Genomic DNA, 22,569 nt, shown 5'->3' with positions numbered 1-22,569 from the left:
TTGCCTGATCCTCCAGCTATCTGGAGCTTTATGCAGCGATGCGGCACACTGCGTTTTTTGCTGCCCGAGAGAGTGCCATGCCGAACGATGCCCTTTGCCGCCAGCTGGCGCAGCGCGTGATCACGCTGATGCGCCAGCCACAAAAGCCGCTGTGTGCGGTGGAAAACGTACGGTTGATCTACGCAGAGGAACCGCTGCCGCGCACGCCGATGTTGTATCCGGCGGGCATCGTAATCCTGTTTCAGGGGCGCAAAACCGGCTACCTCGGCAGCACCGTGTTTCACTACGACGCCACCAAATATCTGATGCTCACCGTGCCGCTGCCGGTAGAGTGCGAAACCGACGCCACGCCGCAGCAGCCGCTGGCCGGCATGAGCCTCAACGTCGATCCGTCCGGTTTGCAGGATCTGCTGTTAAGCATCGGCGATGACGCGCAGTTTCAGCCGCAGCCGCTCACCTCCGGCATTCATTCGGCGTTTCTCAGCGAGGAAATGCTGTGCGCCGCGGAACGGCTGCTGGATGTAATGGATAAACCGCGTGATGCGCGCGTGCTCGGCCCGCAATTGGTGCGTGAAATCATCTATTACGTACTGACCGGACCGATTGGCGGCGCGCTGCTGTCGCTGGTGAATCGCCAGACGCAGTTCAGCCAGATTGCCCGCGCGCTGCGCCGCATCGAGAACCACTTTGCCGAAAGCCTGAGCGTGGAAATGCTGGCGTCGGAGGTCAATATGAGTGTCTCGGCGTTTCACCACAACTTTAAGGCGGTGACGCAGACGTCGCCGCTGCAGTATCTCAAGCGTTACCGTCTGCATCAGGCGCGGCTAATGATGTTGCAGGATGGGCTGAAAGCCAGTGCTGCTGCCGTGCGCGTTGGCTATGAAAGCCCGTCCCAGTTTTCGCGGGAGTTTAAGCGGTACTTTGGCGTGACGCCGGGAGAGGAGGCGAGCCGCGCGCGTCAGACGGTGCAGCTTCAGCCGGTTGACGCCGCCTGAAACGGCGGCGCTTTTAGAGGGTCAGGCTTTCTGGCGCCGTTTTTTCCAGATCACCACGATGCTGCCGCCGAGGCCGATAAACAGCAGCACAATAGGCAGCACCATCAGAATCGCCATCACCTGGTCTTCGTGACGCTTGATAAACGGCACCTGGCTGATGCCGTAACCCATCGCCACCACAATTCCGACCCACAGCGCGCCGCTCAGCCAGTTAAAGAACTGAAAACGCCCGTTCTGCAAACCGGAAATGCCCGCCATGGTGGGCAGCAGCGTGCGTACAAACGCCAGGAAGCGGCCAACCAGCAGCGCCATCAGGCCGTGGCGGTTGAACAGGTGCCAGGCGCGCTGATGATACTGAGCCGGCAGGTGCATCAGCCAGCTTTTGACTATTTTGGTGTTGCCGAGCCAGCGCCCCTGCAGATAGCTCAGCCAGCAGCCAAGGCTGGCGGCGGTGGTCAGGATCACCATGGTGGGCACGAAATCCATCACGCCTTTGGCGATCATCGCGCCCGCCAGCAGCAGCAGGCTGTCGCCTGGCAGGAACGAGGCAGGCAGCAAACCGTTTTCCAGGAACAGCGTCAGGAACATCACGCCGTAGACAACCCACACCACATCCGGATTGGCCAGCGCGGCAAAATCCTGATGCCACAGCGCCTGGACAATCTCATGTAAAACACCCATCTGCTATCCCGTCGAGTCACAAGGCTTCTATTTTAACCGTCCGGCGCAGGGTAATCGTTGATCTCCGCTACGCCGCGTCGGATGGTTTAAGTTTGGTTTATCTTTTTACGCGTTCAGACGGGCAAAGCCGGCTTTCAGGTCATCCAGCAGATCGTCGACATGCTCGAGACCGATATGCAGACGCACCAGCGTGCCGTCAAAATCCACGCCGCCCGCCGGACGAATCGCCGCCAGCTCTTCCGGCTGGTTGGCCAGAATCAGTGATTCATAGCCGCCCCACGAATAGGCCATACTGAAATGGTGGAAGCGATCGAGATAATTTGCCAGCTGCGCCGGCGTCAGTTTTTCGTGCAGGATAAACGAGAACAGTCCGCTGCTGCCGCTGAAGTCGCGCCGCCAGAACTCATGGCCCTTGCACTGCGCCAGCGCCGGATGGTTGACGCGCGCCACTTCCGGCTGTGCCGCCAGCCACTCGGCCACGCGCAGGCCGCTCTCTTCGTGCTGACGCAGACGCGTAGCCAGCGTACGCAGGCCGCGGCTGGCCATGTACGCGGTGTCCGCATCCACCATCTGACCCATCAGGTAGGAGTTTTCGCGCAGCTGCGCCCAGCAGCGTTCATTGGCCACCGCAGTACCGATCATCGCATCGCTGTGGCCGATAATGTATTTGGTGCCGGCCTGAATCGAAATGTCGATGCCATGCTCCAGCGCGTTAAACAACACGCCCGCCGCCCAGGTATTATCGATCATGATCACCGCGTCTGGCGCTTTGGCGCGTACCGCCGCGACAATCGCCGGGATATCCTGCACTTCCATGGTGATCGAGGCCGGTGATTCCAGAAACACCACGCGGGTGTTCGGCTGTACCAGTTCGCCGATTTCACTGCCGATGCAGTGATCGAACCAGGTGGTGGTGACGTTGAGCTTCGCGAGAATTTTGGTGCAGAAATCCTGCGTGGGTTCGTATACCGCGCCGCTCACCAGAATGTGATCGCCGCTGGCGACAAACGCCAGAATGGCATTAGCGACTGCCGCTGCACCGCACGGGTAGAGCACGCAGCCGGCACCGCCTTCCAGTTCGGTCATCGCATCCTGCAGCGAGAAATGGGTGAGGGTGCCGCGCCGGCCATAAAACAGTTCGCCGCTGGCGCGTCCGGCGGTGGCGCGTTGTTTGTCCGCGACGGAATCAAAAACCAGTGAGGAAGCGCGCTGAATGACGCTGTTAACCGAGCCCTGAGTGTAACGTTTGCTGCGTCCCGCGGTGACCAGCCGGGTATCAATCTTTTTCGTTGCCATCACTGCCTTTCCTGACACGTCTCACAAAGCATTCAACTTACCACGAATCGCGGCGCGGGGTTGAGCCCGTTTGCCGAATATCAGAGTGACGCCAGCACAATCGCGGAAAGAGGCTGATTGTGGCTTTTATTACGCGGCGGAAAAGCGCAATAAATTGCGCCGCTACGACAGGTGCGGGATGTTCGTCCGCGCCAGTTGCTCCATTCCGCAAACCGCACCCAACCGTAGCGGCGCGATTTATCGCGCGATGGTGCCTGTTGCTCCATTCCGCAGACCGCACCCAACCGTAGCGGCGCGATTTATCGCGCGATGGTGCCTGTTGCTCCATTCCGCAGACCGCACCCAACCGTAGCGGCGCGATTCATCGCGCGATGGTGCCTGATGCTCAATACCGCACACCGCACCCAACCGTAGCGGCGCGATTCATCGCGCAACCGTGCCTGTTGCTCAATGCCGCACACCGCATAGGATCGTAGCGGCGCGATTTATCGCGCTAAACATTGCGCCGCATCAATTCAGCGGCTTACAGCTTTGTAAATAGTAATGAGAACTACTATCACTTCGGCCGTTTTTTTTGCTATGATCCGCGTTTCAATCGTGAACGGTGCAACAGAAGTTGGAGACGCAGCGTGGTAGCCAGTGACTTGATGCAAACGGACCTCTCCGTTTGGGGCATGTATCAGCATGCCGATATCGTGGTAAAAATTGTGATGATCGGCCTGTTGCTGGCCTCCGTTGTCACCTGGGCGATTTTCTTCGGCAAATACGCGGAGCTGAGCGGAGCGAAACGTCGCCTGAAGCGTGAACAGCTGGCGCTGGGCGAAGCGCGCTCACTCAACGATGCGTATCGCGCCGCTGAAAATTTCAAAGCCAACAGCCACAGCGCCGTGCTGCTCGCGGATACGCGTAACGAACTGGAACTCTCCGCCGGCAGCGAAGACCTTGACGGCATCAAAGAACGCACCAGCTTCCGCCTCGAACGCCGCGTCGCAGGCTTCAGCCGTCACGCTGGTCGTGGCAACGGCTTCCTCGCCACCATTGGCTCCGTCGCGCCGTTTATCGGTCTGTTCGGCACCGTCTGGGGCATCATGAACAGCTTTATCGGCATCGCGAAAACCCAGACCACCAACCTCGCGGTGGTGGCACCGGGCATCGCGGAAGCGCTGCTGGCAACGGCAATCGGCCTGGTGGCAGCAATCCCTGCGGTGGTGATCTACAACGTGTTTGCCCGCATGATTGCCAGCTACAAAGCCTCGCTGGGCGACGTGGCGGCGCAGGTACTGCTGCTGCAAAGCCGCGATCTGGACCTCGGCAACGTCGATACCGCAAAAGAAGTTAACCGTCCGGCGGCGGCCCAGAAACTGCGCGTAGGGTAAGTATTATGGCGATGCGTTTAAACGATGATGCGGTCGGCGATGGCGAAATGCACGAAATCAACGTGACGCCGTTTATCGATGTCATGCTGGTTCTGCTGATCATTTTTATGGTCGCCGCGCCGCTCGCGACGGTGGATGTACGCGTCAATCTGCCTGCCTCAACCAGCGCGCCGCAGCCGCGTCCGGAGAAGCCGGTTTATCTGTCGATCAAAGCGGATAAGCAGATCTACATCGGTAACGATGCAGTGACCAAAGAGACGCTGGTGAACGCGCTCACTGCGCAAACTGAAGGCAACAAAGAGACTACCATCTTCTTCCAGGCGGATAAGTCAGTGGATTATGAAACGCTGATGTCGGTGATGGATCAGCTGCGTGAAGCGGGTTATCTGAAGATTGGTTTGATGGGCATGGAGACGGTGAAGAAATAGTTTCACCGGCGTAATACCAGCACCATATTTGTAGGGTCGTCATTCATGACGACCTTTTTTAATGTGGCGGCCGGAGCAGGCCGCCATGTCACACGATGCGGTGCTGAATCCGGTTAAACCAGATTCACCGTTACACCGTCCTGTACCAGCAGCTCTGCGTCGCCGTGGCTGAAGACGTGATACTGGGTGCCGGCGATGGTGATAGTGCCGGTTTGTTCGGTCCAGGTTGTTATTTGTTCATTTTCCGGCAAAATATCTTTAAGCAGGACGGTTTTATTTTTCACACCTTCAATCATCAATTGAATTTTTGCATCATCAATAAAGAAGTTTTCAATGCCATGATTTAAAATGTCTTCAACTGTGATTTCGGTTCTATCCTCGTTTAAATTCATAATGCCAGGCTCATCGTGAAGGAAAGCTTTATTTTCATCATTTGATGATATCGAGTTCTTTTCATCGACTTTGGTATAGGTGATATCATCTATATTCAACCCGGAAATATCATCGCGGCTTTCAATTACAATTTTACTTATGAAGTTTTGGGCGGATTTGAACGAGAATTGTTTCCATCCTGCCTGGGTTACCTGTATGGTTTCAATAACATTTCCAAATTTATCATAGGTGGAAATAGTTGTCTTGCTATCCAATCCAAGCAAGCGAAGAGACGCGTCACTCGCCAGACTATCTAACTCAATTGTAATTTTTCCGTTATAGTAATAGCTATCTTTTCCAACTTTTAAGTGAACGGAACCATGCTTATTAAGTATTTCAGTATAAACGCCTTTGTCAAATAAGATATTTGCACCGTTGATTTTAAGTGGGCCATTAAAAACCCCCGTTTTGAATCCTGAAAAGTTTTCTGTTATGATTTCCTTTTCAACTATGTCATAGATGTTCAAGTCGAAAGTGTTGCTCCAGATTTCGCTATTTTCTGAGCCTACCTTGATCTCCCATTGCCCTTTTGTTAAATCATTGGAGGGTGTGAAATCCCAGTATCCTTTATCATTGACGAGAATAGTTGTTGTAATGATTTCTTCAGTAGTCTTATTGCTGATTTCAAGTTTCACAACTGAATTTGCTTCAGCACTACCCTTAATTTGTGGTCTGGTATCATCGGTTTTATCACCTGATTTCAAGAAGCCAGTGCTTAAGCCTACATCATCATAAACCTCGTCAATAATTGGCAGAGTATTGTTTTCTGAGATAATATTTAATTTAAAAGGTTTGCTATTTCCGTCATTCCCCACTGATGATCCAGCCTGAAACTCATAGATCCCAACAGGTAAACGATCCGTTCCATACTCCCAGCGACCATCAGCTCCAGCAGTTACGCTGTCCAGCAGTTCCCATGCACCCAGTACGTTACGATAGTGGATATACACCACGCTGTTAGATTCGGCGCGGCCGTGCAGGTTTGGCGTGCGGTCATCGGTAATGGCGCCGTTGCCGAGCATGCCGGTGAACGGGCCGAAGTCATCGTAAGCGTGGGTGATTTCAGTTTTCCCCGCCGGTGCGAGATCGATATCCAGTTTGAATTCGTCAGTCCAGCCGCTGCCGGCGTTGGCGCGGAACTCCCAGTTACCCGCACCCAGCGCCGGGTCTGGCGTCCAGCTCCAGCTGGTGCCATTCATCACCGCGTTGCCGCCGTCGATCCATTCACCTTTATCGTTACGATATTGAATACGCACCACGCTGCCTTGCGGCGCACTACCGCGCAGTTCTGGTGTGATGTCATCGGTAATACCACCGCTCTTCAGTGAACCGGTCACGCTGCCGACGTTATCGATGGCATCAATAATTTTCGCCACGCCGCCCGGATCGACCGGCACTTCGCCGTCTTTACCAATAATAATGGTGAACTCATCTGACGGCTCACCCTCGCGCAGCTTACCGGCAAAGGTCTCACTCGCCACCAGCGTCAAATCATGCTGACCGTCGGTGAGATCAGTTAGCGGCTCAATCGTCCACATCCCTGTCTTTTCATCCGCTTTCGCGCTGCCGATAACCTTATCGCCTTCTTTCAGGTAAACAATCACGCCTTTCTCCGCGATGCCGGTCAGGGTCGGGCGGCGGTCGTCGGTCATTTTGCCTGAATCGAAGCTGCCGGTGATGTCGCCCTGATCGTCATACATGTTCAGCAGCGTCGGCGCTGCCGGCGGCGTGGTGTCGACAATCAGCGTACGCAGCGTGGGCGTGCTGGGGTTACCGGCTTTGTCAATCGACTGGAAGGACATGTTGTAGTGACCATCCTCAAGCGGCGTTGACGGCGTCCAGCTCCAGCTGCCGTCGGCGGGGTTGATATCTACCGAGACCGTTTTATCGCCCACGGTAATCAGCATCTGACCGCCTTTACCAATTTCTGACGGTACGGTGCCGGAAAACGTTGGCGTACTGGTGTCGCGCTCGAGGTACTTCACCTCTTTAAAATCGAACAGATCCATGAAGATTATTCCTGTGTTTTTTTCGTCGGGTCCATTGCAGCGAGGGCCGCTGCGCCTTTTTACAGAATGCGCATTTTGTAATAGATGACGTAACACGCCGTATGAGATACGTCCCGAAGGGAGAAAAGTCCGAACGGATTAAAAACAGGAGGAAAAAGGGAAGAAAATGCCGTGCTGCGCGCACGGCATCGGGAGATTACACCAGCTCGGTTTTCACGCCGTCCTGCACCAGCAGCTCGGCGTCGCCGTTGCTCCAGACGTGGTACTGGGTGCCGGCGATGGTGACGGTGCCGGCCTGCTCGGCCCAGCCTTCCTGCTCGCTGCCCTCAGGCAGGATGTCTTCCAGGCGCACGGTATCGCCCTGGTTGCCGTTGACCATCAGTTGGATTGTGTCATTTTCAATGAAAAGATTTTTGCTGCCCTTATCCAGAATGTCGTTGATATTGATTTGGTCAAAATCATTTATTTTTTCGACCCCATCAAGTGCATGGGTAATGATTTGCTCATTTTCATCAATTAGATTGTTCTGACTTAACCTTGGTTCAACGGCAACATAGCGAAGGTCATCAATTGAGACCGCAGAACTATTACTATAAACTGCAATGGATACTTTGCTGATTAGCGCATCTTTTGCCATGAATTCATATTTCGACCACGAAAAGTTTTTTGCCTCAATAGAATGAAGTTCATTTCCTGCAGCATCAAAAAAACGAATGTAGGCTGGCTGGCTTGATAATTGAATGCCCATGAGGTTAAATGAGATTTCGCTTGCGTAGTTATCAAGCTCTATATTAACTACTGCTGTTTGACTTACATAATTACCACCTATTTTAACCTGCCTGCCAGGACTGTCTACTACTGAAACCTGGCCAAAGTGGGCTGTAAGTGTTGCTCCATTAATATCGAGTGGTGAAGATATCACTCCCAAAGGTATACCAGTAAAGTCTTCATGGATTATTGTTGGATCCATTTTGTCAGTAATATTTAATTTAAATGAGCCAGTATTGCTGTCATTGAAGTTAACGGTCCATGTGCCTTTTGACAGTTCATGTGGTGGTGTGAACTTCCAATGGCCAGTATTATCCGTCATAACCTGATAGCTTAGCTTTTCTCCGGTTGTTGCATTGTTAAACACAATAACGAAAGTCGCGTTTGCTTCGTATGCACCATAAAAGTCAGGCTGGGAATCATTTGTTGTATCTCCCGATTTCAGTTTGCCTGTCGCGTAACCGACATCATCCCATGCACTTTCAACTGAAAGAGATAAGCTATTCGGGGCAATGATCTTGATATCGAATGTTTCTTGCGATGTATCACGTTCAGCACGGTTGCTTACCTGGTATTGATAGTCTCCTGCAGTCATCCGGTCAGACACATACTCCCAACTGCCATCGGCAGCTGCAACTGTGCTTCCTGATAAGTGCCACTGACCTGACAAATCACGAAAGTGAATAAATACTACGCTATTAGATTCTGCGCGGCCATGTAAGGTTGGCGTACTATCATCTGTGACTGCTCCATTCCCTAACATCCCCGTATATGGCCCTGCATTATCATAAGCATGAGTTATAGAGGCTTCAAATTCTGTGGAATAGTTGATCTCGAGTCTGAATGTTTCACTCCAGTCGTTGCCAGCATTTGCGCGAAATTCCCAGTTCCCGGCACCCAGCGCCGGGTTTGGTGTCCAGCTCCAGCTGGAACCATTCATCACCGCATTGCCGCCGTCAATCCATTCGCCTTTATCGTTACGATATTCAATGCGCACCACGCTACCTTCCGGCGCTCTGCCGCGCAGCTCTGGTGTGGTGTCGTCCGTTATGCCGCCATTCTCAAGCAGGCCAGTCAGGCTACCAACGTTGTCGACAGCATCAATGACCTTCACCGGATTAGCTGGTGCTTCACTGTCCTTGCCGATGGTAATGCTGAACTCATCGGATACATTACCCTCGCGCACCTTACCGGCAAAGGTTTCCGCAGAGACCAGCGTCAGGTTGTGGCGGCCGTCCGCCAGGTCCACATCCGGTTCCAGCGTCCACAGGCCGGTGTTTTCATCGGCCTTCGCGCTGCCGATAACGGTGTCGCCCTCTTTCAGATACACCACGGTGCCTTTCTCGGCGATGCCGGTCAGGGTCGGGCGGCGGTCGTCGGTTATTTTACCGGCGTCAAAGCTGCCGGTAATAGCACCCTGATCGTCGTACATATATAGCAGCGTCGGCGCGACCGGCGGCGTGGTGTCGACGATCAGCATACGCTGCGTCGGCGTGCTGAGGTTACCAGCGGTATCGATGGTCATAAAAGAGATGCTGTATTCGCCGTTGGCCAGCGCTTCCGGAGGCGTCCATTCCCAGCTGCCGTCCTGCGGGTTGATGTCGACGAAGAAATTCCTGTCGCCGAGGGTAATCATTACCTGGCCGCCTTTACCCACTTCTGAATTGATGATGCCGGAGAAGGTTGGTGTACTGGTGTCGCGCTCGAGGTACTTCACCTCTTTAAAATCAAACAGATCCATGGAAAATATTCCTGTGTTTTACGTCGGGTCCATTGCAGCGAAGGCCGCTGCGCCTTGTTATGAAGTGCGCATTTTGTAATAGATGACGTAAAACGCTGTATGAGACCTGTCCCGAAGGGAGAAAAGTCTGAGAGGGAAAAAGCAGGAGGAAAAGGGAGGGGATGCCGTGCCCGCGGGCACGGCATCGGGGGACTACACCAGCTCGGTTTTCACGCCGTCCTGTACCAGCAGCTCGGCGTCACCGTGGCTAAACACGTGATACTGCGTACCGGCGATAGTGACGGTGCCGGTTTGCTGCGTCCAGCCGCTGACTGCTTCGTCTTCCGGCAGGATATCGCTGAGCTGCACGCTGTCGCCGGCCTGACCGCTGACGCGCAGCTGAGTTTTGCCGTCGTCAATGAACAGGCCCTGCTGACCGGCTTCCACCACGTCGCTGAGCGTCAGGCTGAGCGGAGCGAGCGCGTTGATTTCCACCTCGCCCGGCGGCGTGGCGTCTACCTCGATGGCCCAGGCAGGACGGCTGGCGTCGTAAGCGCCATAGCTGACGTTGAGCGCGTGACCACCATCGACCAGTACCGGCGTGGTGAATTCCCAGTTGCCGTCAGCGCCGGCCTGCGCACTGCCGAGCAGCGTGCTGCCGTCATAAACATTCACTATCCTGCCTGCATCGGCCGTGCCATGAAGGGTTGGCTGGCTGTCGTTGGTTATCCCTCCGGCCGGCACGTCACCGATGCTGAGTGCAACGTCATCATACACGCGGGTAATCGATGGATATTCGCCGCTGCCAGCCTCGGGATCAATTTCTACCTCGCCCGGCGGCGTGGCGTCCACGACGATGCTGTACGCCGGCAGGCTGGCGTTGTAAGCACCATAGCTGACGCTGAGGCTGTGCGTCGCATCGCTCAGCTCCGGCGTGATAAAGCGCCAGTTACCGTCTGCGCCGACTTGCACGCTGCCGATCAGCGTGCTGCCGTCGTAGACGTTGAGCACGCTATTGGCCTCGGCGACGCCGCTCAGCTCTGGCTGGCGGTCGTTGGTGATGCCGCCGTTACTGATCTCGCCGATGTAGAGCGCTACATCGTCGTACACGCTGAGGATGTCCGGCGTGTGCCGGCCGCTCTCAAGCAGGGTGAGCTCGAAGGTGTCGCTCCGATGGCTGTCGCCCTGCGCCTGCACGACAAACGACCAGACGCCGTATTCCAGCACCGGCGGCGTAAAGCTCCAGCTGCTGTCTGCGCCCACCGTCACTACCGCCGAGTGAGTGAACTCACCGGCGATGCCGTAGTGCACCACCACGTTGCTGTTGGCTTCGCCGCGCCCGGTGAGGGTTGGCGTGGTGTCGTCGGTCAGCGCGCCGCTCAGCAGCGTACCGGTGACCGGGCCAGCGTCGTCAATCGCGTGAGTCAGCGTGGCGTGCAGCGCGTCGCTGCCGGCGAAGGCGATGTCGAGCGTGAAGCTGTCGCTCCAGCTGCCTTCCTGACCGGCGCGGAACTCCCAGTTGCCCGCCTCCAGTTCAGCCGGTGGTGTCCAGCTCCAGCGGGTGCCGTTCATCTGCGCCGCGCCGCCGTCAACCCATTCGCCGCTGGCGTTGCGGTACTGCACGAAAACCGCGCTGCCCGCCGGAGCGCTGCCGTGCAGCTGTGGCGTACTGTCGTCGGTCAGCGCGCCGCTCAGCAGCGAGCCGGTAACTGGGCCGGCGTCATCCACGGCGTGGGAAATCACCGTAGCAGCAGTGCCGTCGCGGCCAACCAGCAGTTCAAACGGTGCTGAAGGTTCGCCCTCGCGCAGCTTGCCGTTAAAGGTTTCGACCGCCACCAGCGTCAGCTGATGGGCACCGTCGCTCAGGTCGGCGTCCGGCTCCAGCGTCCAGATGCCGGTTACTGCATCGGCCTGTGCGCTGCCGATCACCGTGTCGCCCTCTTTGAGGTACACCACAGTGCCCTTTTCGGCGATGCCGGTCAGGGTCGGACGGGGGTCGTCGGTCATGCGCCCGGCGTCGAAGCTGCCGGTGATGTCGCCCTGATCATCGTACATGTTGAGCAGGCGTGGCGCGTCCGGCGCAGTGTAGTCAACCACCTGAATAAACTGGGTGGGATCACCGATGTTGCCGGCCGGGTCAATCATACGCACTGACACGATGTGCTCGCCCTGCGTCCAGTCGGCGGACGGGGTCCAGCTCCAGCGGCCGTCCGCGTCGACCTTCACGGTGAACGGCTTGTTGCCATCGATAGCGATCTCCGCGAAGCCGTTGCGCGCCTGCGGCGACGTGCCGCTGTAGCCGCGGCGCGGGTCGTCGGTGTAGCGGTAAGTGGCGTTAAGAATCTGGTTCATGATAGTTCTCCCTTATACCAGCTCGGTTTTCACGCCGTCCTGCACCAGCAGCTCTGCGTCGCCGTTGCTCCAGACGTGGTACTGGGTGCCAGCGATGGTGACGGTGCCAGCCTGCTCAGCCCAGCCGTTTTGCTCGCTGCTCTCTGGCAGGATGTCTTCGAGGCGCACGGTGTCGCCCTGGTTGCCGTTGACCATCAGCTGGGTTTTGCCGTCATCGATGAAGAGATCTTTCTGGCCGTTTTCAAGTAAGGTTTCTATGTTTAGAATAATATCGTTTTCTTCAAGTGTAGTAAGATCATAAATAGCGATTTCATTAAATATATTATGATCTTTATTACTGTCTGATCCTCTGATTTCATTGGCTGCATCAGATATTTCCCACGAGAAATTATCAAAGGTAACACCATCCCCTGAACCATTGACGAGTTTTTTTTCTGGGTTGATATCAATGACGATATAAGATATTAGCGTTGACTCCGGAGCATCAAAGGAAACTGTAGTCCCCCCGGCAGCTTTAGGGAGTTCATTTTTTTTAATTAAATTGTTATGCTCATCATAATAAGATATATAGTTAGTGAATTCACTCCATTTGATAACGAATTCGACATGGTTTGCACCATGAAAGTCGATTCTGACTTGAGAATCAAGGATGTATAGTGCGCGGCTCGTAATTCCACTTTTATTGGTAGAGCTGCGGCTCCAGGTGTCTGTTAAGGTGATTTGTAAACCATTAGAAGTTTCAACTGTTTCTCCAACTCTAAAATCTATATTTGCTGTGGCATCGAAGCCTTCTTTATCACTATTGAATTTATTAATAAAAAAGGAGTAAGGAGTGCTTGTGTTTTTGGTGATGCTATCCTTGGCAGTTATTGTCCATTCGCCATCAATTAATTTTTCATTTGGGGTGTAACTCCATTTTCCATATTCATTAGCAACAACAGATGCGGTTTTGCTAACATTATTATTACTCAATTGAATAATGATTACGCTATTTGCTTCTGCGCTTCCCTCTACAGTTGGTGTTTGATCATAAGTAGATTTCCCTTGTTGTATTTCTTTTTTAATAAATCTGAAGTCATCCCATGCGGACTCAATCTTTGGCACAATCGTCTCTAGAGCAGCAAGCTGTAGCCCAAATGGTTTACCGTTCGCATCGCGGGTGGCAGAGGTTCCTGCCTGGAACTCATATAAACCGGTGGAAAGGCGATCTGTCTCATACTCCCAGCGGCCATCGGCGCCGGCAGTGACGCTGTCCAGCAGTTTCCATGTGCCCAGCACGTTGCGATAGTGGATATATACCACGCTGTTGGATTCGGCGCGGCCGTGCAGGTTTGGCGTGCGGTCATCGGTGATGGCGCCGTTGCCGAGCATGCCGGTGAACGGGCCGAAGTCATCGTAAGCGTGGGTGATTTCAGTTTTCCCCGCCGGTGCGAGATCGATATCCAGCTTGAATTCGTCGGTCCAGCCGCTGCCGGCGTTAGCGCGGAACTCCCAGTTACCGGCACCCAGTGCTGGGTTTGGTGTCCAGCTCCAGCTGCTGCCGTTCATCACCGCGTTGCCGCCGTCGATCCATTCACCTTTATCGTTGCGGTACTGAATACGCACCACGCTGCCTTCCGGCGCGCTGCCGCGCAGCTCTGGCGTAGTGTCATCGGTGATGCCACCGCTCTTCAGTGAACCATTCAGGCTGCCGGCATTGTCGATTGCCTCAATGATTTTTGCCACGCCGCCCGGATCGCTCGGCACGTCGCCGTCCTTACCGATGGTAATGCTGAACTCATCGGATACTTTGCCCTCGCGCACCTTACCGGCGAAGGTTTCCGCAGAGACCAGCGTCAGGTTATGGCGGCCGTCCGTCAGGTCCACATTCGGTTCCAGCGTCCACAGGCCGGTGTTTTCATCGGCCTTCGCGCTGCCGATAACGGTGTTGCCCTCTTTCAGATAAACCACAGTGCCTTTCTCGGCGATGCCGGTCAGGGTCGGGCGGCGGTCGTCGGTCATTTTACCGGCGTCAAAGCTGCCGGTGATGGCACCCTGATCGTCGTACATATTCAGCAGGGTCGGTGCGACTGGCGGCGTGGTGTCGACGATCAGCGTGCGCTGGGTTGGCGTACTGAGGTTACCGGCAGTATCGATGGTCATAAAGGAGAGGCTGTATTCGCCGTTGGCCAGCGCTTCCGGTGGCGTCCATTTCCAGCTGCCGTCCTGCGGGTTGATGTCGACGAAGAAATTCCTGTCGCCGAGGGTAATCATTACCTGGCCGCCTTTACCCACTTCTGAGTTGATGGTGCCGGAGAAGGTTGGCGTACTGGTGTCGCGCTCGAGGTACTTCACCTCTTTAAAATCAAACAGATCCATGGAAAATATTCCTGTGTTTTACGTCGGGTCCATTGCAGCGAAGGCCGCTGCGCCTTGTTATAAAGTGCGCATTTTGTAATAGATGACGTAAAACGCTGTATGAGACCTGTCCCGAACGGAGAAAAGTCCGAACGGGTGAAAAGCCGGGAAAGGAGGGCAGGGTGATGCCGTGCTGCGCGCACGGCATCAGGGGGGTTAGACCAGTTGCAGTTGCACGCCGTCCTGTACCAGCAGTTCGGCGTCGCCGTGTTGCCAGACGTGGTATTGCGTGCCGGCGATGGTCAGGGTGCCGGTCTGCTGCGTCCAGCCGTCGGCCGCTTCGCCTGCTGGCAGGATATCCTGCAGCTGCACGCTGTCGCCCGGCTTGCCGTTTACCAGCAGTTGGGTGCTGTCGTCCTCAATGAATAGCCCTTTGCCACCTTCGCTTAGCAGCTGTTGCAGCGTCAGCGCTTGCGGCTGATCATCCTCGATCGCCTGCTGACTGAACGCGGCGTCAGGGCTGACATCGAGCACGAATTTGCTGCTCCAGTTGCTCTTCATCTCGCCGGTTGAGGCACGCGCCTGATATTCCCACAGCCCTGGCTGATGCAGATACGGTGAGGTGAAGCTCCACTTGCCGTCGGCATCGACCAGCACGCTGCCGGCGTGGCGCAACCCTTCGCCCTGCACGCCATATTCGATCTCAATCACCTGGCCCGGCGTGCCACTGCCACGCAGCGTTGGCGTGGTGTCATCGGTTGAACCGTGCTGATAAACCGGCCCCTGCAGCGGGCCCGCGTTGTCCCAGACGTAGTCGATGGTTGGCTCAAGCGGCGCGCCGGGGATCACCAGCAGCTCAAACTTATCGCTCCACGCGCTGGCTTTGCCCCCGGCCACGCCGCGTGAGCGGAAACCCCATTCGCCAAAGTAGGTGAGTTCGAAGCCGGCAAACTGCCAGTTGCCCTGGGCATCAACGATTACGCTACCCGCGCTGTGCCAGCCGCTGTTACTCAGGTTGTATTCAATCTCCACGATGCTGCCCGGCGCGCCGCGGCCCTGCAGCACCGGCGTTTTATCGTCGGTCGTGCCGCGATGGTACACCTGGCCGGTGTGAGCGCCGGTATCGTCACGCGCAAAGTCGATGGCGGGGCGCAGATTTTCCAGCGCCGACATGTTCAGGCTGAAATCCGGGCGGTAGTCGTCTTTGCTGTTCTCGTAAGAGGCATAAAAGGTGTAGATGCCGTCGCCGCTGATCATCCCGCGTGACTGAATCACCCAGTCGCCGTTGGCATCGGTTTTGACGCTGCCTTTATAGCCGATGCCGCCGTGATCGTTCTGTGCGAACAGATAAACGATGCTGTTCGGCTCCGCGCGGCCAACAATCAGCGGCGAAAAGTCATCGGTGGTGGCGCCGCTGGCGAGCTGGCCCTGCACGGTGCCAACATCATCAATGGCGTAGCTGATGGTCGGCGGCACCGGCCCGGTCTCACCAATATTAATGTCGAAGTGTTCAGAAGGTTCGCTGACGCGGCCGAATGCGTCGGTCGCGGTGACGGTTAACTGATGCCCGCCCGCGGCGAGCACGGGTTCCAGCGACCATTCGCCGCTTTTACTGGCCACGGTGCTGCCAATCAACCTGCCGTGATCGTACAGCCGCACCGTGCTGCCTGGCAGTGCATAGCCCTGCACTTTGGGCGTGGTGTCATCAATGGTGTGGCCGCGACCGACCGGGCCGGTTTCGCTGCCGACATCATCGAACAGCGCGGTAATCCCCGGTTTATCCGGCACCGGGAGCGTTACATCTAAAGAGAACGGATGCGGTTCGCCATTGGCACCGATGCGCGCCACCATCTCGTGGCTGCCTTCGCTTAGCGAGAACGGCGGCTGAAATGACCAGCTGCCATCGGCGGCAATCGGTGTGCTGTAGCGGTGATCGTTGATAATGAACTCAATGATTTCACCGGCCTGCGCCGGCAGGCTGCCGCTCAGCAGCGGATAAGGGGTTCCCACTCGCAAGGTATTAATGGATGAAAAGGGGTCAAAGCTGAGAGGTGTTAGCATAAGTATTCTCCACCAAAATCAACAACGGCGTGATTACCGTTGCCTGCCCAGCATAACGGGGGAGGGCGTGGCAGCATGTACCAGAATCGTCTCGTTTCTAAGACTGATCTTAATTAGTTCGGCTAATGAAAAAGGCATTAAAAATAACGGGATATGTCTCATGACATTTTTTTGCTCAGGCTTGATCTGCCTGACGTAATGCCAGCGGAAAGTTCGATGCTCAGTGCTCAGTCTGTTACCTGGAAAGCCCTGAATTATTAACTTTCCTCATAAGGTGATCGGACCGGCTGTGTTAACTGTTTGTTACCTTTGTTTGTACTTTTGTAAAGTGCAATGGTGAACAGGATCACATCTATTCGCGTGCCGGCAGGCTAAAACAGGAGAAAAACCAGGAAGGACGATATGAGCTCAAGTCACGCTTTACAAAAGTCATCGCAGGGCGGTGCCAAAACCATCTTCAGCGTTACCAGCGGTAACTTTCTTGAGATGTACGATTTTATGGTGTTTGGCTACTACGCCACCGCCATTGCAAAAACCTTTTTCCCGGGCGACGATCCGTTTGCCTCGCTGATGCTGACGCTGATGACTTTTGGTGCTGGTTTCCTGATGCGTCCGCTCGGCGCGATTGTGCTGGGTGCCTACATCGACCATCACGGGCGGCGCAAAGGGCTGCTGCTAACGCTCGGCCTGATGGCGCTCGGTACGCTGACCATCGCGCTGGTGCCGGGTTACGCCACGCTGGGTGCGGCAGCGCCGATTCTGATTCTGCTGGGTCGCCTGCTGCAGGGCTTTTCAGCCGGTGTTGAGCTGGGCGGCGTGTCAGTGTATCTGGCAGAAGTGGCCCCGAAAGGCCGCAAAGGCTTTTACGTCAGCTGGCAGTCGGGAAGCCAGCAGGTGGCGGTGATCTTCGCCGCGCTGCTGGGGCTGGGGCTCAATCATCTGCTGGCGAAGGACGCGGTCACTGAATGGGGCTGGCGTATTCCGTTTGTGGTCGGCTGTCTGATTGTGCCGTTCCTGTTCTGGGTTCGCCGCATGCTGGAAGAGACCGAAGCCTTCAGCCAGCGTAAATCGCACCCGTCGATGGGCCAGATTGTGCGTTCTGTGGGACAAAACTGGGCGCTGGTGCTGGCCGGCATGCTGATGGTGGTGACGACCACGGTGATGTTCTACATGATCACCGCGTTCACCCCGACCTTTGGCAAAACCGTGCTGATGATGAGTGACAAACAGAGCTTCCTCGTGACGCTGTTTGTCGGCATCTCCAACCTGTTCTGGCTGCCGGTGATGGGCGCGCTGTCGGACCGCGTTGGACGGCGGCCGCTGCTGATTACCTTTACCGTATTGATGATTCTGACCACCTGGCCGGTGCTGCACGGCCTGGTAGGATCGCCGACTTTTGCGCACCTGGTGGAAGCGGAGCTGTGGCTGTCGTTTCTGTACGCCAGCTATAACGGCGCAATGGTGGTGTATCTGGCGGAGATTATGCCTGCCGAAGTGCGCGCCTCGGGCTTTTCGCTGGCCTACAGCCTGGCAACCGCGCTGTTCGGGGGTTTTACGCCAGCGATTTCCAGTTATCTGATTCATGCCACCGGCGATAAAGCCATGCCGGGCGTCTGGCTGTCGTTCGCCGCGGTGTGCGGCCTGGTGGGCACGCTGCTGATTGGCCGCATGGTGAAGCAGTATCAGGCGCGGCACAGCGCAACGGCTGTGGGGGTGTCGCTGTAATGATTGTCGGTGCGCGCTGACCCTCACTTTAACATACTCCCACTTGCCCTCACCCTAACCCTCTCCCGCGTGCGGGAGAGGGAACCGCTCAGTGTGGTTTCACTAACCTGCGCTTCACCTCAACACCCGCGCGATCGGCCCCCTCTCCCGCACGCGGGAGAGGGAACCGCTCAGTGCGGTTTCACTAACCTGCACTGCACCTCAACATTCGCGCGATCGGCCCCTTCTCCCGCGGGCGGGAGAAGGCGGGGGATGAGGGAGCCAGCCAGCTCCCGTCCTGCCCGTTAAAACGCCAAATCCACCACCACGCTATCGCTGTAATTGCCCGCTGCCGGCGTCGTCTGCGTGGTCAGAATTCGCGCCGTGTAGGTAAAATTGCGCGTCACGCTATCCGCGTTGAGCGATGTGGAAGTCGCGCTGCTCCAGCGGTCGCTGCCGCTCGGACCCCAGCGATTGGCGGTGGTGGTGCCTTTATAGATATCGTACGCCAGCCGGTTGGTGCCGCTGGCCATCTGACGCGTGGTGCCGCTGAAATAACTGCCGTTACTCAGTCCTACCGTATACGTGCTGCCCTTTGAACACACCACGTTAATCGTCTGCTGCACGGTAGAAAAACTGCCGACCAGCGGCGCGCTGCCAAAGTTAACGTTAGGTGCCGTAATGGTGGTGCAGTCATTGGTGATCACCATGTTCACGGTGATCGGCATCGCCGTGCCGCTGCTGCTCTGCACTGTGCCAACACACACGCCCGCCAGATTCACCCCGGCGCATACGTTATAACTCACCGTCAGCGTAATCGTGGTGCTGTAACTGCCCGCCGCGATCACCTGGCCGGGCACGGTGCGAAAATAGAGCGGAATGACAAAATTGAGGCTGTTGCCGAGCGCCAGCAGCGCGGAAGAGTTCCAGCGATAGCTGCCGCCCTGGCGCAGTTCGGTGGCACAGGCGCTGTCGATGCACAGCTGAATCGGCACGTTATCGGTGCCGCTGGCAGACGCCTTCAGGGTGGCGCGCGTGCCGCTCAGGAAGTTGGCGGTGGTAAACGCATAGGCGATGTAATCGCTGCCCAGCAGATTGAGCGTGCCGGAGCCACAGTTGACGTTGGTGTTGCTGGAGGTATTGAGCGCCGTCGACTGCACGTAAAAGGTGGTTTGCGTACCAAAGCTGGCGCTGGGGGCCGAGAGCGAACAGAGCGCATAGCTGCTGGCTGGCAGCAGCCACAGCAGTAATAACAGAAGCTTCCTCATGGCGAGATTCCTGATTGTGAGTTGTTGGCGGCATTCACCGCCGTGCCGGGCGGCGCAGGCGGCAGCGGGCAGGTAAGCGGACCGTAAGTCTGCAGCGCTTTGGGCTGACCGTCAGCGATAGCCAGCGTGGTTTCACACTGGCGTCCGTCCGGTGTTACCACGCGCATCGGGTTGCTGGCGCGGAGATCTTCCATCCACACGAGGCCGTCCCAGCCGACATATTCGGTAGCGCGATCGCGGCGCAGCACCTGGCTGGAGACCGGCAGCGGCTGGCCGTCGCTGTCGTGCAGGATCACGCTGGCGGCGCGCAGTCGCTCCACCGGGAAGTTCAGCAGATAGCCGCTTTTGCGTTTTACCGCGAAGCGCTGCTCCACTTTCGGTGCCGTCATGTCAGCCGGCAGATCGAGGGTATCGATATCGTACTTCGCGCCGTAGTAGCTGCTGATGGAGGGCACCAGCAGATAGCCTGCGTCATCGGTGCGCCCCATCGGCTGGTTTTCATAGCGCACCGTCACATCCGGATAGCGGGTTTTCACCACCACAAAGGCATCGTTGATGTTGTTGGCAGCAAACAGCTGGTTGTCCATCAGCACCAGCGAGCCGGTGAAGTCGGCCCACTGCGTGGTGTTGTCATCGTCGCCGTAAAAGCCGGCAGATGTATCGATCTTGTTGTTGCGATAGCGCAGGCTGCCCTGGCGATAATCGCTGCTGTCGCCGCCCTGACGCGCCCATGACGCATCGTAAGCAAACCCACCGTCGCTCGGCATGGCGCGCGACACGTACAGGCGCTGATTGCTTTGTCCCTGTTGATCGCGCTCGACGCTGATCGATGCGCTGCTCTGTTCGCCGAACGGAATCACCAGCGAAATCGCGCCGCTCCAGTCGCCCTGCTGCTGATCGCGGCTGGCGGCAATATACAGGCTGCTGTTGCCCCACAGGTTTTTACTCCACGACAGATTCCACAGGCGGGTGCGATCGCCGCTGCCGCCGGCGATATCCAGATACGCCAGCCCCACGCTGCCGTACTGGCTGAGCGACACGCTGGCGGTGTACTGCGCGCTGCGCCTGGCGAGCGAGTAACTGGTATTGGCGCTGTCGCCGCGGCTGCCGACCAGCGCGAGGTTGCCGAAATCCGCGCTGCGCAGCGTGTGCTGGGTGCTAAGGCTGAACCAGCTGTTGTTGTACTGGTAACCCCAGCTGTACTGAGTGCCGGGCCTGCCGTCCAGCTGGCTCTGCGCCAGCGCCGCGTTGATGACGCCCAGGCTGCCCAGCTTCACCAGCGCGCCGGCGCCGCCCATCGCCACGTCGCTGCTGCCTTCGGCGTGTGACTCCAGCGTCAGCCAGTCGCGCAGGCCGTAGCGATACGATCCGCTGGCCGCCGCCGCGCCGTAATCGAAGTTTTTGATGCCGTAATTCTCGCGAATCGCCCCGGCGGAGAAGGCATAATCAGACAGGCCGGTTTTCAGCAGGCTGCTGGAGACATAAAACGGCAGCGTCGTCGTCACCTGGCGGCCGACCGCGTCAGTGGTGGTGATCACCGCATCGCCCGCGCCATTGACGAACGGCACGTTGTTCAGCGACCACGGCCCCGGCTGTACGTTGGCCTGCGCGCTGCGATAGCCATTGATGAACAGATCGACCGACGACGGCACCGCCGCCTGGCCGCTGAAGGCCGGCAGCGGGTAGGTGACCAAATCCGGCCGCACGCTGAAGTCGCGCGCAATCTGCACGCCGCCGAGGCGCACGCTGTTGCTCCAGCCCAGCGCGTCCGTGATTAAATCGCCGGCGCGCCAGCTCAGCGCGGCGTTTTCGTTCTCGTTGCTGTACCAGGTGTCGTAGCGAATGTAACCCTGCTGCTGGCCGCGGGTGTCGCCCTCAAGCTGCTGGATAGAGACGCCGTTGCTGGAGAACTGGCCGGCCGGGCCGAACAGACGCAGCTCGTGCCAGCTGGAGAGGCGCGAACCGGCGTTGTCGGTGCGCGTGGCGTAGAAGTCATAATTGAGCAGTGCGCCATTGCTGACGCGGCCCGGATAACGCGGGCCATTCTGCGGCTGACCCAGGGTTTGCGCCGGCAGCCAGGCCGGCGGCACCGTCAGCAGCAGGCGCTGACGGCGTTCATCGTATTCCACTTTAACCTCACCCAACTGACCGGGAGCGACCTGTTCGCCAGCCAGCTTCGCCGCCGGAATGCCGGCGCGCTGCAGATCGCCACTGCGCAGCCAGAACTCACCGTTGCGCCGCTCTACCGGCACAATCTCGCCCCGTTCGCGCTGGTTTACCACCAGTTCCAGCATATATTGCTGACCGCTGGCGCTATGGCTGACGGCCGGCGGCGGTGGCAGCTCAGAAAAAGTCTCTGCACTGCTCAGCGGGGAAAAGCACAGCACGCTGGTGATCGCCAGCGCGCAGGGATGTGGCGTCAGCTTCATCAGCGCGTGGCAGCGCTACGCCAGTGGCTTTTATTCACCTCGGCCGCGAGTTCGCCGCTCAGCGCACTGTTCAGCGGCCAGCGGTGGCTGCTGTGGGCCAGCACATAGCCAAACAGGCCATTGCCGAGCGCGCGACCGCCGACCGTGACATTGCTCAGGCGCGCGTGGCCGTTGCCGCGATTGGTCAGCTCCAGCCAGCGCTGACCTGCCGTGCTGACCTGACGCCAGCTGAGATCGGCTTTGGCGCTGTCGCGCGTCAGGCCATCGCCATAGACAAACAGCGGCACCGAATAGCGCATCTGAAACGTCAACCCGGCCTGATTATCGCCCGGCGAGCGCGGCGTTGGGATCTCATCCAGCACCACGCGATAGGCTTGCTCCTCGCCGGCGGGCGGCGCGCTCTGTCGGATCAGGCGCACCAGCTGCTTTTGGCCCGGCTCCAGCCTCACCAGTGGCGGGCTGGCCACCACCTGCTGCTGGGTTTGATACTGTTCCTGGCCATTGATTTGCTGCCAGTTAAAGATGCGCACCTGCATGATGGTGGTGGCGTTACCGCGATTCTCCAGCCACAGCTCGCTGGCTTTTTCCTGTGGGTTGATGGCGGGATCGATCGGCCAGATCATCAGCGAATTGGCGGCAAAGCTGGCGGGCGACAGGGCCAGAAGAAACCACACAAGCAGGGCGCGCAGGCTCATCATTTTTCATCCTTTTTA

14 protein-coding genes are annotated in these 22,569 nt (G+C 57.2%); 4 read left to right on the top strand and 10 right to left on the bottom strand.

What is annotated here, in order from left to right:
• Positions 1-77 precede the first annotated feature (77 nt).
• Positions 78-995 carry an AraC family transcriptional regulator gene (locus tag MXF20_RS11950; RefSeq protein ID WP_325969549.1) on the top strand — a complete coding sequence of 306 codons (918 nt, stop codon included), beginning with the start codon at positions 78-80 and terminating at the stop codon, positions 993-995.
• Between the two features lie 21 nt (positions 996-1,016).
• On the opposite strand, the gene MXF20_RS11945 is transcribed toward MXF20_RS11950, so the two are convergent.
• The gene (locus MXF20_RS11945) at positions 1,017-1,676 is read right to left on the bottom strand and encodes a DedA family protein (RefSeq protein ID WP_325969548.1); all 660 of its coding nucleotides are present in this window, start codon (positions 1,674-1,676) and stop codon (positions 1,017-1,019) included.
• A 105-nt stretch (positions 1,677-1,781) separates the two neighbouring features.
• A complete protein-coding gene (gene metC / locus MXF20_RS11940; RefSeq protein WP_325969547.1) occupies positions 1,782-2,972 on the bottom strand; it encodes a cystathionine beta-lyase in 1,191 nt (396 codons plus the stop codon).
• A 647-nt stretch (positions 2,973-3,619) separates the two neighbouring features.
• On the opposite strand from metC, the gene exbB reads away from it, so the two are divergent.
• Both exbB and exbD read left to right on the top strand, forming a co-directional pair.
• Positions 3,620-4,348 (top strand): tol-pal system-associated acyl-CoA thioesterase, encoded by a 729-nt coding sequence (exbB, locus tag MXF20_RS11935; protein WP_031280126.1) that lies wholly within the window; start codon positions 3,620-3,622, stop codon positions 4,346-4,348.
• Between the two features lie 5 nt (positions 4,349-4,353).
• The gene (gene exbD / locus MXF20_RS11930; protein ID WP_021509588.1) at positions 4,354-4,776 is read left to right on the top strand and encodes a TonB system transport protein ExbD; all 423 of its coding nucleotides are present in this window, start codon (positions 4,354-4,356) and stop codon (positions 4,774-4,776) included.
• A gap of 113 nt (positions 4,777-4,889) precedes the next feature.
• Here the strand turns inward: exbD and MXF20_RS11925 are convergent, their stop codons facing one another.
• The 5 genes from MXF20_RS11925 to MXF20_RS11905 form a co-directional block, all read right to left on the bottom strand.
• Positions 4,890-7,217 (bottom strand): Ig-like domain-containing protein, encoded by a 2,328-nt coding sequence (locus tag MXF20_RS11925; protein WP_325969546.1) that lies wholly within the window; start codon positions 7,215-7,217, stop codon positions 4,890-4,892.
• Between the two features lie 196 nt (positions 7,218-7,413).
• On the bottom strand, positions 7,414-9,726 hold the full coding sequence (locus MXF20_RS11920) for an Ig-like domain-containing protein (RefSeq protein ID WP_325969544.1): 2,313 nt from the start codon (positions 9,724-9,726) through the stop codon (positions 7,414-7,416).
• A 192-nt stretch (positions 9,727-9,918) separates the two neighbouring features.
• Positions 9,919-12,057 carry an Ig-like domain-containing protein gene (locus tag MXF20_RS11915; RefSeq protein WP_325969543.1) on the bottom strand — a complete coding sequence of 713 codons (2,139 nt, stop codon included), beginning with the start codon at positions 12,055-12,057 and terminating at the stop codon, positions 9,919-9,921.
• Positions 12,058-12,069: 12 nt separating this feature from the next.
• The gene (locus MXF20_RS11910) at positions 12,070-14,415 is read right to left on the bottom strand and encodes an Ig-like domain-containing protein (protein WP_325969542.1); all 2,346 of its coding nucleotides are present in this window, start codon (positions 14,413-14,415) and stop codon (positions 12,070-12,072) included.
• A gap of 195 nt (positions 14,416-14,610) precedes the next feature.
• Complete coding sequence (locus tag MXF20_RS11905; RefSeq protein ID WP_325969541.1) at positions 14,611-16,455, bottom strand: Ig-like domain-containing protein; 1,845 nt, start codon at positions 16,453-16,455, stop codon at positions 14,611-14,613.
• Positions 16,456-16,857: 402 nt separating this feature from the next.
• Here MXF20_RS11905 and MXF20_RS11900 point away from each other — a divergent pair, with 402 nt between their 5' ends.
• A complete protein-coding gene (locus tag MXF20_RS11900; protein ID WP_325969540.1) occupies positions 16,858-18,180 on the top strand; it encodes an MFS transporter in 1,323 nt (440 codons plus the stop codon).
• A gap of 284 nt (positions 18,181-18,464) precedes the next feature.
• Here the strand turns inward: MXF20_RS11900 and MXF20_RS11895 are convergent, their stop codons facing one another.
• Genes MXF20_RS11895 through MXF20_RS11885 form a run of 3 tightly spaced genes read right to left on the bottom strand, consistent with a single transcriptional unit; the run spans position 18,465 to position 22,554 of the window.
• Positions 18,465-19,427: a spore coat U domain-containing protein gene (locus MXF20_RS11895; RefSeq protein WP_325969539.1), complete on the bottom strand. Its 963-nt coding sequence runs from the start codon at positions 19,425-19,427 to the stop codon at positions 18,465-18,467.
• Entirely contained in the window at positions 19,424-21,856 is a 2,433-nt protein-coding gene (locus tag MXF20_RS11890; RefSeq protein WP_325969538.1) for a fimbria/pilus outer membrane usher protein, read from the bottom strand. Before MXF20_RS11890 ends, MXF20_RS11895 begins: the two co-directional genes overlap by 4 nt.
• Complete coding sequence (locus MXF20_RS11885; protein ID WP_418936852.1) at positions 21,856-22,554, bottom strand: molecular chaperone; 699 nt, start codon at positions 22,552-22,554, stop codon at positions 21,856-21,858. Before MXF20_RS11885 ends, MXF20_RS11890 begins: the two co-directional genes overlap by 1 nt.
• Between the last annotated feature and the right edge of the window lie 15 nt (positions 22,555-22,569).

Source organism: Pantoea dispersa (genome assembly GCF_035783935.1).
Lineage (GTDB): Bacteria > Pseudomonadota > Gammaproteobacteria > Enterobacterales > Enterobacteriaceae > Pantoea > Pantoea dispersa_C.
Note: the sequence above shows the minus strand (reverse complement) of the source record. Positions and strands in the feature narration are given on the sequence as shown.